The 13,063-nt window shown below is 62.0% G+C and carries 22 protein-coding genes; 6 read left to right on the top strand and 16 right to left on the bottom strand.

Annotated elements, in window-relative coordinates:
* Positions 1-7 precede the first annotated feature (7 nt).
* The 16 genes from JYG37_RS22335 to JYG37_RS22265 form a co-directional block, all read right to left on the bottom strand.
* The gene (locus JYG37_RS22335; protein ID WP_213346442.1) at positions 8-754 is read right to left on the bottom strand and encodes a hypothetical protein; all 747 of its coding nucleotides are present in this window, start codon (positions 752-754) and stop codon (positions 8-10) included.
* 16 nt (positions 755-770) lie between these two features.
* Positions 771-1,211: a hypothetical protein gene (locus JYG37_RS22330; RefSeq protein WP_213346440.1), complete on the bottom strand. Its 441-nt coding sequence runs from the start codon at positions 1,209-1,211 to the stop codon at positions 771-773.
* Positions 1,208-1,972, bottom strand: a complete 765-nt coding sequence (locus tag JYG37_RS22325) for a PRTRC system ThiF family protein (RefSeq protein WP_249746071.1) — start codon at positions 1,970-1,972, stop codon at positions 1,208-1,210. The genes JYG37_RS22330 and JYG37_RS22325 overlap by 4 nt, the downstream gene beginning before the upstream one ends.
* Positions 1,969-2,334, bottom strand: coding sequence for a hypothetical protein (locus tag JYG37_RS22320; protein WP_150123294.1), 366 nt, complete (start codon positions 2,332-2,334; stop codon positions 1,969-1,971). Before JYG37_RS22320 ends, JYG37_RS22325 begins: the two co-directional genes overlap by 4 nt.
* A gap of 11 nt (positions 2,335-2,345) precedes the next feature.
* A complete protein-coding gene (locus JYG37_RS22315; RefSeq protein WP_235356154.1) occupies positions 2,346-3,146 on the bottom strand; it encodes a PRTRC system protein A in 801 nt (266 codons plus the stop codon).
* A 5-nt stretch (positions 3,147-3,151) separates the two neighbouring features.
* Positions 3,152-3,865, bottom strand: a complete 714-nt coding sequence (locus JYG37_RS22310) for a PRTRC system protein B (RefSeq protein ID WP_213346439.1) — start codon at positions 3,863-3,865, stop codon at positions 3,152-3,154.
* Entirely contained in the window at positions 3,862-4,923 is a 1,062-nt protein-coding gene (locus tag JYG37_RS22305) for a PRTRC system protein F (protein WP_213346438.1), read from the bottom strand. Before JYG37_RS22305 ends, JYG37_RS22310 begins: the two co-directional genes overlap by 4 nt.
* Positions 4,920-5,105 carry a hypothetical protein gene (locus tag JYG37_RS22300; protein ID WP_050011977.1) on the bottom strand — a complete coding sequence of 62 codons (186 nt, stop codon included), beginning with the start codon at positions 5,103-5,105 and terminating at the stop codon, positions 4,920-4,922. Before JYG37_RS22300 ends, JYG37_RS22305 begins: the two co-directional genes overlap by 4 nt.
* Positions 5,102-5,497, bottom strand: a complete 396-nt coding sequence (locus JYG37_RS35085) for a PRTRC system protein C (RefSeq protein ID WP_213346436.1) — start codon at positions 5,495-5,497, stop codon at positions 5,102-5,104. Before JYG37_RS35085 ends, JYG37_RS22300 begins: the two co-directional genes overlap by 4 nt.
* A 14-nt stretch (positions 5,498-5,511) precedes the next feature.
* Positions 5,512-6,054 carry a PRTRC system protein E gene (locus tag JYG37_RS22290; RefSeq protein WP_249746070.1) on the bottom strand — a complete coding sequence of 181 codons (543 nt, stop codon included), beginning with the start codon at positions 6,052-6,054 and terminating at the stop codon, positions 5,512-5,514.
* A 315-nt stretch (positions 6,055-6,369) separates the two neighbouring features.
* Positions 6,370-6,528, bottom strand: coding sequence for a hypothetical protein (locus tag JYG37_RS22285; RefSeq protein ID WP_235356153.1), 159 nt, complete (start codon positions 6,526-6,528; stop codon positions 6,370-6,372).
* Between the two features lie 55 nt (positions 6,529-6,583).
* Positions 6,584-6,709, bottom strand: a complete 126-nt coding sequence (locus JYG37_RS35025; protein ID WP_265183409.1) for a hypothetical protein — start codon at positions 6,707-6,709, stop codon at positions 6,584-6,586.
* The gene (locus tag JYG37_RS22280) at positions 6,706-6,942 is read right to left on the bottom strand and encodes a hypothetical protein (protein ID WP_085538311.1); all 237 of its coding nucleotides are present in this window, start codon (positions 6,940-6,942) and stop codon (positions 6,706-6,708) included. The genes JYG37_RS35025 and JYG37_RS22280 overlap by 4 nt, the downstream gene beginning before the upstream one ends.
* An 8-nt stretch (positions 6,943-6,950) precedes the next feature.
* A complete protein-coding gene (locus tag JYG37_RS22275) occupies positions 6,951-7,091 on the bottom strand; it encodes a hypothetical protein (protein WP_162838114.1) in 141 nt (46 codons plus the stop codon).
* A 386-nt stretch (positions 7,092-7,477) separates the two neighbouring features.
* The gene (locus tag JYG37_RS22270) at positions 7,478-7,942 is read right to left on the bottom strand and encodes a helix-turn-helix domain-containing protein (RefSeq protein WP_050011972.1); all 465 of its coding nucleotides are present in this window, start codon (positions 7,940-7,942) and stop codon (positions 7,478-7,480) included.
* A 217-nt stretch (positions 7,943-8,159) separates the two neighbouring features.
* Positions 8,160-8,420, bottom strand: a complete 261-nt coding sequence (locus tag JYG37_RS22265; protein ID WP_213346435.1) for a hypothetical protein — start codon at positions 8,418-8,420, stop codon at positions 8,160-8,162.
* A 58-nt stretch (positions 8,421-8,478) separates the two neighbouring features.
* Between JYG37_RS22265 and JYG37_RS22260 the strand changes: the two genes are divergently transcribed.
* The 6 genes from JYG37_RS22260 (at position 8,479) to JYG37_RS22235 (ending at position 13,048) form a co-directional block, all read left to right on the top strand.
* The gene (locus tag JYG37_RS22260; protein ID WP_050012102.1) at positions 8,479-9,030 is read left to right on the top strand and encodes a phage regulatory CII family protein; all 552 of its coding nucleotides are present in this window, start codon (positions 8,479-8,481) and stop codon (positions 9,028-9,030) included.
* A gap of 26 nt (positions 9,031-9,056) precedes the next feature.
* Positions 9,057-10,424 (top strand): replicative DNA helicase, encoded by a 1,368-nt coding sequence (gene dnaB / locus JYG37_RS22255; RefSeq protein ID WP_085538313.1) that lies wholly within the window; start codon positions 9,057-9,059, stop codon positions 10,422-10,424.
* 38 nt (positions 10,425-10,462) lie between these two features.
* Positions 10,463-11,434, top strand: coding sequence for a helix-turn-helix domain-containing protein (locus JYG37_RS22250; protein WP_160300493.1), 972 nt, complete (start codon positions 10,463-10,465; stop codon positions 11,432-11,434).
* Between the two features lie 12 nt (positions 11,435-11,446).
* Positions 11,447-11,845, top strand: coding sequence for a hypothetical protein (locus JYG37_RS22245; RefSeq protein ID WP_213346433.1), 399 nt, complete (start codon positions 11,447-11,449; stop codon positions 11,843-11,845).
* 135 nt (positions 11,846-11,980) lie between these two features.
* Positions 11,981-12,349 (top strand): HNH endonuclease, encoded by a 369-nt coding sequence (locus tag JYG37_RS22240; protein WP_213346432.1) that lies wholly within the window; start codon positions 11,981-11,983, stop codon positions 12,347-12,349.
* A 195-nt stretch (positions 12,350-12,544) separates the two neighbouring features.
* The gene (locus tag JYG37_RS22235) at positions 12,545-13,048 is read left to right on the top strand and encodes a P27 family phage terminase small subunit (protein WP_050011969.1); all 504 of its coding nucleotides are present in this window, start codon (positions 12,545-12,547) and stop codon (positions 13,046-13,048) included.
* The last annotated feature ends 15 nt before the right edge of the window (positions 13,049-13,063 follow it).

Here is a 13,063-nt window from a genome sequence, read left to right as displayed (position 1 = left end):
AGCGATGTCACGCCGTGCTCGCGTGATCAGATGCGCTTTCGGCTTGGCAAACATCCGGTGGACACGCGCACACTTCGCAGCCGGGATGCGTGAATCGTGAGTCGTGCGGGGCTGGTGCGGGCTGCTCGACCGGGATTGCGGTCGAACCGTCGATGAAGAGCGCGCCTTCTCCCGGGCACTCGGTGAGCCAGCAGTACATGCCGTTGCCGGAGTGTCCGTCGCCGCGCTGGAACGTCAGTTCGGTCTCGAGCTGGTCGCGATCACGATCCGGCGCAATGAGGTCGAGTGCTTCGAGCAGCTGCGCTCCGGACAGGGTGAGCGAGTCGCCGTTCACGGTGATGCGGTCCTTCGCGCTCGGCTCATTGATCTGCGCTGTTGCGGGTACCTCGACGGTGTAACCGCCGAACAGGTGCGCGATGAACTCTCGAAGGACGAAGAGATCCTCACTATTCGGCTTGCGCGACCAGTTGCTATCTTCGACGATTTCGAACGTCTCGATCGCGGCGAGTGCGGTTTGTGCGGTGATCGGTGTAGGCTGATCGACATCGGATGCGGCGATGGTCGGAACGATCGCGCGGTCGATTAAGTCGTCCACGTTACGCGAGTCGTGATAGTCGAACAGGCTCAGAATTTGGTCGGGCGTGTCGCTTCCGATTCCGCGATCCAATGCAGCAAAATACTCTGTCAGCGCTTCGCCGAGCGCTTGCCGCTTGTCGTCCGTCAGCGCATCAGCGCGGTTCTTGTCGGTTGTCATGGTCATGCTCCTTTTGTTAGAACGGCAAGTCCGGGTCATGCGAGGGTGGTACGGATACGGCGTGGCCCGGCTGCAGCCTCCGGCTGGCGCGGACGCGAATCCGAATCATGTCCTTGCCGGTCATGTCGCAGACGTCGAGCAAATCGCGAAATGCCTTGTATCTGGCCTTGCTGCGGGTGCTCGCAGTCACCGTGAACCAGGCTTCGTATTCGGATTCGTCGCGCCACGGCGGGAGGCAACGCCATTCGCGCAGTACCGGCGCGTCAACGAGCTCGCCGTATTCGACTTGATCAACGGGGTGATAGCGGCGCTCTTCTTCGCTCTTATCGCCATCGATCACGACGCAGAGATAGTGGCCGTCGGCATTCACGATCACGCCGCGCTCGCCGTAGCATTTCACCTGCCGGCCGCGCTCGGCCGGCACGCCGTAATGTTTGCGGATGTATTCGAAGCTCACTTAGCGCTCTCCGATTTTGCGATAGGCAGCGGCCGCACTTGGCCTGTCTTCAGGTTGATGAACGCGCCGCACCAGGTCAGGCGCGCATGCCGGAAAAATTCCCACAGGATCGCGAGCCCCTGCGTGACGACAGCCTGGTTGATGAACAACTCCTGCCGCTCGAGCGCTTCAGCGAGGCTGCAACTCGGCGTGTCGTCTTCGGGAATCGACGTGTCGATCAGTTCGGGAAGCACGTCGTACGGCCAGCGCAGCGGCGTGCTATCAGCGGCAGTCTTTGTGTTGCCCGTCACCTTTTTGTGCGCGCCGAACAGCACCTGGGCGTCGCTCGCTCGGTTGCCGAGGTCCATCACGTAGCAATTCGATGCACGCAGGGACGGCTCGAGCTTGGCGCGAGCTGCCGCGCTGTCCACGCACATGATCGTGAGGGCGGGCGCGCCGCGCACAAGCTCGTCCGGGCCGGCGTGCACGGGGCGACCGCACCAGTCGATCCCGAAAAATGCGTTGATCCGATGAACGAGTACGACGCTTTTGTGCAGGCCGACGTCGGCGGGGCTGAACATCTGCCGACCGACGTTCGCGCTACTGATCGTGTCGGCGTCGAACGCGGTAACGTGCAGGCCGGGATGGCCGAGCTCGACGAGCGCATGATTGAGGCGCGCGAGCCCCGTCAGCATCTGCGAGCCTGTGCCGCCGCATCCGACCAGTGCAACCGTAACGCGCCGGTCGCTGAGAAAGCGGGCCGGTGTCGTGTGATACGTCATACCGTCCTCCACCAGGGCGCACCGACGTCGCGCCCGATCAGCGCGGCGCATTCGGTGATCGCGCGGCGCGTCGCACGCTCGCGCTCCACCTGCTGCGCGAAGACGTCATGCCGCGCATCGATGTCGTCGTGGGTGAAGTGGCGGAACGCACCTGCGCCGGCGTGCGCGGTCACGTAGTCAGCGAAGTGCGTCACGTCGATGCGGGCCGCGGCCGAAAGCTCGAACGCGTCGGCGCGCGAGCCGATCGAATCGAACGCGCGCCAGGCGGCGGTTGCGTTCGGTCTGACGTGAATCGCGGTGCAGTCGCGGACCGTGTGGCGCTTCGCTTCCCACCCTGCGGCGCGCGCGGCGAGTTCGAGCATGTCGAGTTGATTCACGCGGCTTTCTCCGTCGACGGGAAAAATGCCTGTACCGGAACGCGCAGCGCGATCATCTTGCCGAGTGCGCACAGGCGAAACGCAACGCTCGGATTGGCCGTGCCAACGCCACCGATCACGCCGGCAATCTTCACTTCGCCGGCATCGTCTGCGTCGTCGGTTGCGCTAAAGCCTGCCGGGCCGGTGCCGTGGCTGTGAAGGTCGATCGCGAGGCTCTCGTCGTCGGCGAGGGTCGGGCGATTGATGGTGATCTCGGTCGGCGTAGCGCTGGTCACTTCGACTTCGCGGTACACCAGTTCCTTGCTCGTCTCGTTCCAGACGATCCATGCGGCATGCTCGTTCGGCGCAGCGCCAGCGGCGTCGGTTGCGAACCGGCGAAGGAGCGGCTCGGCGGCGCTGATGCGCCCGAACGCGAATTCAATTTTCGCGTCGAGCGAGCCGTACGGCGGACGCGGGCAGGAGCCCTCGAGCGGCGCGACTGGTTGAATCAGGTGCAGCCACGGGCGGCGAATCTCGATGAACAGACCTTCGGCAGCGAGCAGGAAGCGGTGGCCGACGTCGAGCAGCGGCGCGAACTCAGCATGACGCGGTACGGCCGCGACCGGCGCGCTATCGAACAGCGCATTGTCGAGTGCGATGTTCTCGTCGTCGGCCCGCGCGGCGATCGCGCGGTGCTGGCCGGCGATAACTTCGTCGGCGACGGCGCGCGTGAACGTCGACAACGCCTTGCCGAGCTGCTCGAGTACGGCGCCAGTGGTGGTTTCGAATTCGGCTTTGATGGTTTCGATTTTGCTCATGACGATTAACTCCGTTGCGTGATTTTTTTAATGGCGGCGGCGACGGTCATTTCGCTGCTGACGAGCCGCTCGGTGGGAAATTCGGCGCCGTCTAGCAGCTCGACCCAGAGGTCGGCGCCGCTGCCTCCGTTGATCAGCTTCGTGGCGTTCGGGTGCGTGAACCTGCTGCGAAAAAATTCGTCGGCTTCGTATCGTTCGATTTCTGCCGGCGTGGGGTTGGCTGCAATGTCGACGTTGCCGGTGCAAATCTGGCCGCCCACGCTCACATTGAAGTAGGGCGCTTGATAGACCTGCGTGTCAGGCGTCGGCCTACAGTTCCCTGCGAGCGCGAATACATAGCGTGCTTCTCCCCGGGCAACGAACAACAGTGCGGGGTGGTGCGCGACCGCTGAGCGCTCGCCGATTGGTGGGCTCGCTGAGAACCAGACCTGACGCTGCGCGGCCGGCGTCCACCAGGCGACGACGCCGGGTGCAGTAAAAATCACCCGCTCGTGAATGAACCCTTCATGCCCGAGCTGCTTCGACGCGGCGGCGACGAATTCGGCCAATTGCGAGCGTGTGATCGGTGTGCCGGCCATCAGCGTCGGCACGCCGTCGATCACGCGGGCCGAGTGCTTCGTGACGTAGACGTGGCTTTCGTGCACGTTCTTGTAAATCAGCAGGGCGGAGTGAAGATCGAGCGACACGTCGCCGTTTCCATAAACATCAACGCGGCTCATACGCGCACCTGTACCTTGACGGGTTCACCGTCGATATCCGATCCATCGGGCGTCGAGATCAGCATGACCAAATTCGAAACGGCCTTGGCCAGCGTCGCGGAATTGCGCATGCGATCGAGCCACGTTCCGAGGGCGCGGCCATTCGTAGAAATGTGGAGTGCTGCGCACGATTCAGGGTCGCCGCACTGCATTTCGCCTTGCCAGAAATCGTCAAGAATGCGTCCCAGGCCGTCGCCCTGATCCCAGGCGAGGATCAGTGAATAGTCCAGGCAGTATTCGCTCGTATCCTTCAGGTCGACGCGGGCAAACGGGCCGCCGGTGGTGATCGTCCGGTGGATCGCGTCGCACGCGTCAATGACGGCCCATGCGATGAGATTTGTGTCGTAGTACCGACGCACCTCGGATGCATCAAGTACGCGCTTGGGCGTTATTGCCCAAGCGGGCGCGCTCGCGAAAAACTCGGCGCGCCGAGGAACGTCGATGTGGTCGAGGAACTCCTGATCGGGCAGCCACGGGTCGCCCGGTGCGGTATTCATGTCGCGAAGTTCTGAGAGCGCGGCAACCTCATCTTTGTTGCTGTGCCAGTACATGTATTCGGCCAGGCTCATTGCTTCAGGTGGCGTGCACACGGACGGCAAATAGTGGTGACACGCCTCGTATAGAACCGCAAGCACGGTTTGTCCGAGGCCTGGTTGAATCGATTCGAGGCGTCGAATGCCCGAGCCAATGAATCTGATCGGACCGCTTCCAGCTCCTTCGGCCGTGGTGATGCGCACGAGTGCGGTGTCGGGCATGTTGCTCGCGTCGGAGATCGCGAGGCTCCAGTCAAACAACCCAATTTCGCTGGTGATTTCTTTCCATATGCGCGGCATCGCATTCAACGCCAAATCGGTTTCAGTCGACGAGTCGTCGAGCGACGCGGCATCGGCTTCGCTGAGCTGTCGGCCGCGAAGCAATGCCAGCGATAGCCGGCGCATGAAATCGGCGTCGTCGCCGATCGTATAGCGCGTCGGCACGTCAAGCGCGATGCGGGGCAGGGTGAGCGGTGCGGCGATCATGGCAGCAGCGGGGCCTGTGTCGACGGCAGGCGCAGGCGTTCAGTCGTGCCGTGGTTGGTTGAGGCTGCGCGCGCCACGCTGCGCGCGAGCGGCGCGTCATACTTGCCGATCGCGGTCGGCAGGCGCTGGCCCTGATTCAGTGTGTCGGTGCGCAAGCGCTTTCGAAGTTCGCGGAGCGTCATTTCGGTTGCGGGCAGTAGCGCGCGTGCAGCGCATTGATGAACACGACTTCTTCGTCGAGCAGCGGGCATGCGTGCGCGCGCGCGAATCGCTCGACGTCCAGCAGGTAGGAAAAGATCGGATGCGGCGGGCGTGTCGTGCCGTTGATGATCGCGTCGACCATCGCGGAAATGTCGCGCGTTGCCATATCTGTTCCCTTCGTGCCGACGGCGCGGCGGAACGTATAGACGTTGCGATTGCCTTTGACGACCGGGCCCTCGATCTCGGCGTTCGTCAGTTCTGGATAGGTCTGCGAATAGAAGTCGCGAATCTGCTGGAGCGTGAACGTCGGCGCCGGGTCGGCGAGCTTGGCGCCGTTGTACGAGAACTCGCGAGCGAGCGTTTCGATATGCATGTCGTTGTCTCCGATCAGTACAGGTCGACACCAGCGTCGGTTGATTGCGGCGCGCTCGCAGGATCGGCGGGGGCCGGCGTTTCCGCGGCCGGCGTCTCGCCGCCCTCGCTCGGTTGGCCTGCATCGTCGATGCGCAACTGGCGCGGGTCTGTCGCGCCGGCATTTGCATCGTCGCCCGAGGGCGGGTTGTTGGCGTCGTCAGCCTTCGCGGCCTTCGGCGGACGACCGCGGCCGCGCTTCCCGGTTGCGCCAGCGGCGTCACCAGCGTTCGGCGTCGGAAGCGCGGGCGCTGCGTCGGATTTGTTCGCGGCGGCGCACGCGCGCGCCTGGTCGAGCAGCGACAGCGCGCCGGGCTCGTACGCCTCGACCGCAGCTGCGAATTCGGCGTCGAGTTCTTGGGGCGTTGCAACCAGCGACAGCGGCCAGAGTTCCTTCTTGCCTTTGGCGTTCGGCAGCGGCGTGACGTTGACGCGCAGGTTTTCGTCGCCTTCGGCCGTGATCAGGATGTTGATGCTCGTGGTGCGCGCGAGCTCGTGCAGTGACGTGAACAGGGACATGCGATTACCTCTCAGTTGAAGTCAGGCCGCGAGGCCGTCGTAATTGCGATCGGAGAAATCTGGATCGCCGGGATAGCGGTTCGAGCCGTCAGCCCGATGCCAGCAATAAAGGGAGCTGCGCCGATGCGGGAACCAGTAGCCGGCGCAGTCGCAGCGCATCCGCGTCGTGTTGCGGCGATTCATCCAGTGGTCGACGCGATATTTCCGGCGGTTGCACGTGCGGCACGCCGGTAGGCGTGTGTAGCGATCGGGATGACGCCGCAGGCAGCGGCGCGCGGCGCAGTGCGTGCAGCGAACGTGGCAGCGCGGCATCGATCAGTCCTCCGCGTCGCCGGCCTGCAGCCGTTTGATGTCCACACGTGCAGCTGCGCGTCGTCGTTCGCGCGCTTCTCGTGCTCGCGCAGACGATTCGAGCGCGTCCCGCACGCTGGCGCGCTGGATTGCGGTTTCGAAGTCGCCCGTCATGTGCAGCATTTGCCACTCGACGCGCAGCAGATGGGTTGGCAGGTGATCTTTCTGCATGGCCGACTCACGCGCTGTAGGTGCTTTCGCTCGGCGTGTCCGGTGCTTCGTCGCTGTACGTCCATGCGACGCAACCGATACCTACCGCGAGCCAGAGCAGAACGATTTTCCAGAGGGGCATGAGCTTGTTCATGCGCCCTCCGCTCGGTACAGGTGTTCCTTGCCGCTGCCGGTCGCGATTGCCTTTGCGAGTTCGAGATATCCGCGTGCCTCGAGCGCACCGCAAAGGCACACGACGAAATCTGCGGTGCGGCGATCGGGCGCGGAGCTGTCCGGGTTGTATTTCTTGGCGGTTTCGGCCGAGTCTTTGATGCAGTCGAAAATCGCAGCTTCAAGCTGACGTGCGGAGCGCGGTTTGTTATTCATCGCGCACCTCAAACGCTGAATGTGGGGGCGACCGCGCTGGCGATCAGGTAAAGCACGACGAGCGCGGCGAGCGGGTGCCAGTCGCGCGCCTGCAGCGCACGTGATTTAAGCCACGTGAATTCGCTGCGTCGGAACAGGATGGTAAGCATCGAAATTCGCCTCGTTGGATGCGCAGCGAAAGGGCCGCGTGGAGACGAATTTAAGCACACTTAATTTCAGAGCGCAAAGAAAATTTAGTGTGCTTAAGTTGACGGGCAATCTAGACTGCGTGCATACTGGATATCCATACAGTACCGAAAGCGTTTTGTAGAAAAAGACTGAGGGTGCGCGTCGATGAATTTGGGCGAACAGATGAGCGAGGGCCGTATCAATCCGGGGGATCTGGCCGTGATTAGCCGGTGCGCCAACAAGGCGCACATCGGTTTGGTGGTGCGGGTAATGGGGGCGCACGAGACGCCCGAATATGACTGGGACGTCGAGTTGCTAGGGATGCCCGTCAAGGGCTACGCGGCAAGGCATGACCGCGTAGGAGTGTTTAGGTGCGCGGCGGTTTTCGATTGGAATCTGAGTCGTCTGGTGGCGTCGGCGCATTCAAGTCGAGCAGATCACCGCGAGCTCTCTCATGCATAGCCAGCACCGCCTTTAAGGGCGCGTGCACGGCGGTGACCGCGAGCTCGCCCATGCCCAGGGCAATCGCTTTTTTTAGATCGGCATAGAGCGCCTGCGCTTCGTGCGGCAGGTCGTCCTGGGCGTCCTTCATCGGCCCGCGCTTATCCCAAAGCCAGTCGGCGCGCACGCGCAGGAAGCGCGCAACGCGGAACACCGGCGCGGCCTTCAAATTCTCAACGTTCACTTTGCCGCTCGTCCATTGCGAGACAGCTGACGGGGAAACTCCGGCCTTGGCGGCGATTTCCTTGTCGTCGATCGACGCCCCCAGTTCTGCCTCGCGAAGCGTCTTGGCATACCGGAGTCGTCCTACGAAGGTGTCTAGGTCGTTCATTTCAGCAGGCTAAACCTTGCCAGATAAGAGCACTTCACTTTTGAAATTAAGTGTGCTTAAATTGCGCCCATGGAAAACGACCTGCGCATCGCGTGTGCGAGCGAAATCATTGATCGATTGGGCGGGACCGGGGTTGTCGCTGATCTCTTCGAGATTGACGACGCGGCCGTGTCTCAGTGGCGCCGGAATGGCATCCCGAAGCCGAGGATGCAGTTCATTACTGTTGCGCGACCGGACGTCCTTGTTGGCCTGGGGCCGCTCGATCGCCCGGAGCGGAATGGTGCAGACGGGAGCATGTCGCGTCAGCGCGCTGGCATTCGATCGCGGTCGCGTCGCACACCTGCCGCATGAAAGCGGCAAACGAGCGCGAGGCCTTCGCGTCGCTCAAGGTGCGCCGGATCGCGTCGCGCATGTGTCGTTTGAGTTGTGGCTTCGGGGTCGCTGTTGCGTGCTGAATTCTGAATTTTTGCGTTTTCATGGTGATGCTCCGTTTGGCGATGGAGCAATTTTCTCGGAAACGCGAGCACGTTAACAGTATGAAAAACGGTGAAATTCAAGGGGTAAATGTGGCTCACCATTACAGTCAAACCGCATGGATTGACGTCCTGTATACGTCCGTATCAAACACGCCCGGGAAAGTCGAAGACGCTGCCCGCTTTCTTACCGAGCGGAGAGGCACGCGGATTTCCGGCGAGCATCTGCGGTTGCGGTTGCGGGAGGTTGAGGGGGCGCGTATTACAGGCGAAATGTTCGAGCTGCTAGTCGAATGGATGCTCGAAAAGAAGCAACCGCATGCGCTCGATGCTGTGTACGCGTTCAACGCTCGGTTCGGGCTCGTCGCAACGGAAACGGTCGCCGATGCTGAGTCGGATTGCGTCCGTGCGCTTGTCGATTCCGCGCTTACGGTAAGTACGAAAGCGGGCGGCCTGGCCGAAGAGGTCCGGCGCGCCGCTGAAGATGGGGTGATCGAGCCGCGAGAAGCCGAGGCCATCGAGCAGGCCGGGCGCGCGGCGCAACGCCAGATCGAACAGACGATCGCAATCGCCCGACGTTCCGCGCAGAGCCGCCGCCGTCGCCGCGGCGCGTAATTGACCTATTCCCGGAGGTTCTCCTGATGGGCGCACACGACCCATTGGATGCGCACGCCCGTACGTCGGCGCCCGAAGCCGAGCAAAGCATCCTCGGCGCATTATTGCTCGATAACGGCGCGCTTGAGGAAATTGCGGGCATCGTCTCCGAAGCTGATTTTACGATCGGCGAGCACGCGTTAGTGTTCAAAGCGATCTGTGAATTAATTCAGCGTGGCGCGCGCGCAGATGCCGTCACGGTATTCGAGCGTTTGCATTCCGTCGATGCGAAGGTTGATCAGCCCCTCGCGTTCTTGACTGATCTGGTTCACGCAACACCTAGTGCAGCGGGTGTTCGCCATTACGCTGAGATTGTGCGCAACCGCTCGATTTCTCGGCGGATGCTGCGCGTGTCCGAGCGGCTGCGAAATGCCGTGTTGAAGCCCGGCGGCAAATCCCCTCTTGAACTGTTGGACCTCGCGCAGGGCGAACTGCTAAAAATCGCGGATACGAGCAGCGCGGCCGATGACGAGTTTCGGCCAATCTCGGCTGCTCTGACGTCCGTAATTCAGCGGATCGACGATCGTTATCACGCCGGTGGCGCTGCACAAATCGGTGGGACGGCAACGGGCTTTGTCGATCTTGACCGCCATACCGACGGAATGCATGGCGGCGAGCTGATCGTCGTCGCCGGTCGCCCGTCAATGGGAAAGACCTCGTACGCCATGAACATTGCGGAACATGTTGCGGTCGTGTTGCGCATGCCCGTTGCGGTGCTGTCGTTGGAAATGCCTGACGACCAGCTGGCGACGCGGATGCTTGCCGGAACGTCGCGGATCAATCAGCACAAGCTGCGAACTGCGAGTTTGCGTGATGATGACTGGTCGAGGCTGACGCATGGAACACAGATCCTCGTTGACGCTCCGGTGTACGTGCTCGACAGCTCGTCCGTCACGCCGTTGCAGTTCAAGGCAAAGCTCCGTCGCCTGCAGCGCGTCGTCGGAAAACTTGGCCTGATCATCGTCGACTACCTACAGCTGATGTCGGGGGATGGCGGATCAGGTGAAAACCGCACAAGCGAGGTATCGCAAATTTCGCGCGAGTTGAAAAAGACGGCGAAGGAATTCGACGCGCCCGTGATCGCGCTGTCACAGCTAAATCGTGGGCTCGAGCAGCGCCCGAACAAGCGGCCCATGATGTCCGACCTTCGCGAGTCCGGCGCGATCGAACAGGATGCCGACGTTATTCAGTTTATTTACCGAGACGAGGTGTACAACCCGGATAGCGCGGACCGGGGTACCGCGGAACTAATTATCGCAAAACAGCGGAACGGACCACTTGCTACGGTGAGATTGGCATTCCGAAATGAATTGGCGAGATTCGAGAATTTTGCAGAACCTACAGGGGCGTATTAATGGCGGGAGTGCCAACATCATTTACCTGGCGCCGGGCGATGACCGCGAGCGACTTGCCTGGTACGACCAAGCTCGTATTGTTCGTCATAGCCGAGTATGCGAATTCGATCGACGACACTTGCTGGCCGTCTATCGATGAAATTGCCGGGCGCGCGACGTTGACTGCGCGCGCCGTGTCAAAGCATCTCGGCGTGGCAGAGCAGGCAGGCTGGATCAAGCGGTGGAAGTCGCGAAAGAGCGGGCGGAAGTGGGCGCACGGTCACTATCGTCTCACGGTGCCGGAGGAGGTTGCGCGTCGCGCGCGTGACGACCTGAACCTCGATATCGCTGGAGCTGACTTCGACGAGTCGGAACAACGTTCCGGTAATTCGGGGGAGTTTGAGGAACCACGTTCCGGTAATCCGGGCGAGTTTGACGAACCTAGTTCACGTGTCTCGCCGGAGGTCGGCGATTCCGAGGGCGATCTGGGAAGTTACAGGAACCACGTTCCAACTAACAACCCAACAAACAGATATTACGAAACTTCGTCTCTCTCTCAAACGTCGTCGGTATACCTGGGCGGTGAAGGTACAAGCAGAGAGGGAAATCGTCAAGAGGGCTGCGCGGCGCTCACGGCTTGGATGGCTCGGCGGCTTCGCGACAGCGATCCGGGGGCTCGCGAGCCGGATTTTCGTGAGTGGGCGTCGGACGTTGACCGCATGTTGGCCGACGGATTCGACCCACAGCAAATCGCAAAGCTGTGGGCGTGGGCACTGCGCGACGGATTCTGGTGTTCCGTGATTCGCTCGCCGGCGCGCCTTCGAAAAAATTGGGATCAGGTGCGCGCGAAGCGAAACCAGTCGCTGCAGCGCGAGCGGCAGCCTGCGAACCAGCAAACGCGGGACGATCGATGCTGTGCACACGTTGACGGCGACGGCAAGCGATGTACCAACGTCGCCACGTCCATTCTCGGCGCAGGATCGACGCGTCGCGGTTATTGCCGGCTGCACGTCGGCCTTTATGAAGATTGAAACGGGGGAAGTATGACGATCGAGCAACAATTGGAAAATTGGGCCCGCGCACAGCGTGGTGGGCAAGGCGGGACAGACGGGCTCACGTCGAGCATCTACTTTCCTTCGGTCGGCGGGCGTACAGTCGACTCAACGCTCGACCTTGAAGCGGCGAATCGGATGGAGATGGCGATGCGGAAGATTATGCCGTTCGATCGCAAGGTGCTTACGATGCACTTCGTGTGGCGCGCACCGCCGGCAGTGATCTGTCGCCGGCTCGGCCTGAAGGCGCGGCCGACCAGCATATTCGACCTCGCGCTTGCGCATGCAAAACGAGTGATCGAGGAGAAGCTCGCCGTGCCTCGGCCGCAATACGTCTCCATGCAGTCTGTGATCGATAAGTTGAAAGAGGGTGTTGCGGAAACGAAATAGCTGATCTACACTTCGATCCACAATTTGATCCGGTTAATACCGAGCGACGCGGCCTGTACCGGGCCGTCGCTCGCCCGGAAGAATCGCAAAGCCTCGACAGCGAAAGCGTCGGGGCTTTTTGCATTGGAGTTCGTGATGCCGAAGAAAGCGCCGACGCAGTGTCGGCATTACGGATGCGGCCGGCTGGTGTCGACGCCAGGCTACTGCGCTGAGCATGCGAGCGAAGCGGTCGGCTGGCAATCGGATCGCTTACGCGGATCGCGCCACGCCCGTGGATACGGAACGGCGTGGACAAAGCTGCGTCGCGAAGCGCTCGCTCGCGACAACGGGCTCTGTGTGCCGTGCCGAAAGAAAGGTCGGGTCGCTCGCGCTGTCGCGGTGGACCACGTTGTTTCGAAGGCCGAGGGCGGGACCGACGAGCTGACCAATATGCAATCGATCTGCAAGCCGTGTCACGACGCGAAGACCGCGGCCGAAGGCGCGCGGGGGCGCGGGCGCCGCTGACCCCCGGCCCGACCGCCGCCCCGAACCGAGGGGGGGTGGTTTTAATTTTTCGGCCCCTTGCTCGGGACCGAACGTTCAGCCGCATTTTTTCGCGGACCATTTTTGGAAGAGGGGGGGGTTAAGAAAGCCGCCCCATAGAGCCGATCGCGCAACGCGAGATGAGTTTTTCGCCGGCTCGCTTACGGGAAGCCTCACATGAGTCCGAATCAACCGTTTGCCGACGTCGGCGGTGCCGACGAGTCGCGCGCGTCGGGCGGCGGCGTTGGAAAGGCGATCGAATCGCCGCCGCCGCCGCCCGGGGTGCACTTCGAATCGTCGCACCGGAAGGTGTGGGACTACCTGTGCCACGCGCTGCGTGCCGAGGGTGTGCCGCACCGGACGGCCGGTGTTGCGCTCGCGATCGTCTGCGTCGACTTTGTCCGATGGGTGAAGGTCGAGCTGCAGTTGCGCGATTTCGAGAAGGTCAATCACGGATCGTTCATGGTGCAGACGCCGAACGGTCATACGCAGCCGCATCAACTCTACTACGCGGCGAAGTCGCTGAAAGAGGGGCTGCTCAAGTGTTTGCCGGAAGCCTGCCTGACGACGCCGTCGATGCTGATCGCGAAGTCGAAGATGGACGACTCGGACCAACAGGACGACCTGTTCGACGAGCTGCTGAATCACGCGCGCTCGAGGCCGACGAGCTTGCCCGCCTGACGCCAGCCATTCGGC

It is taken from the genome of Burkholderia sp. LAS2 (assembly GCF_018417615.1).
In the GTDB taxonomy this organism is placed as follows: Bacteria; Pseudomonadota; Gammaproteobacteria; order Burkholderiales; family Burkholderiaceae; genus Burkholderia; species Burkholderia sola.
The sequence above is the reverse complement of the archived record's forward strand: the minus strand, read 5'-3'. Positions and strand labels throughout refer to the sequence as shown.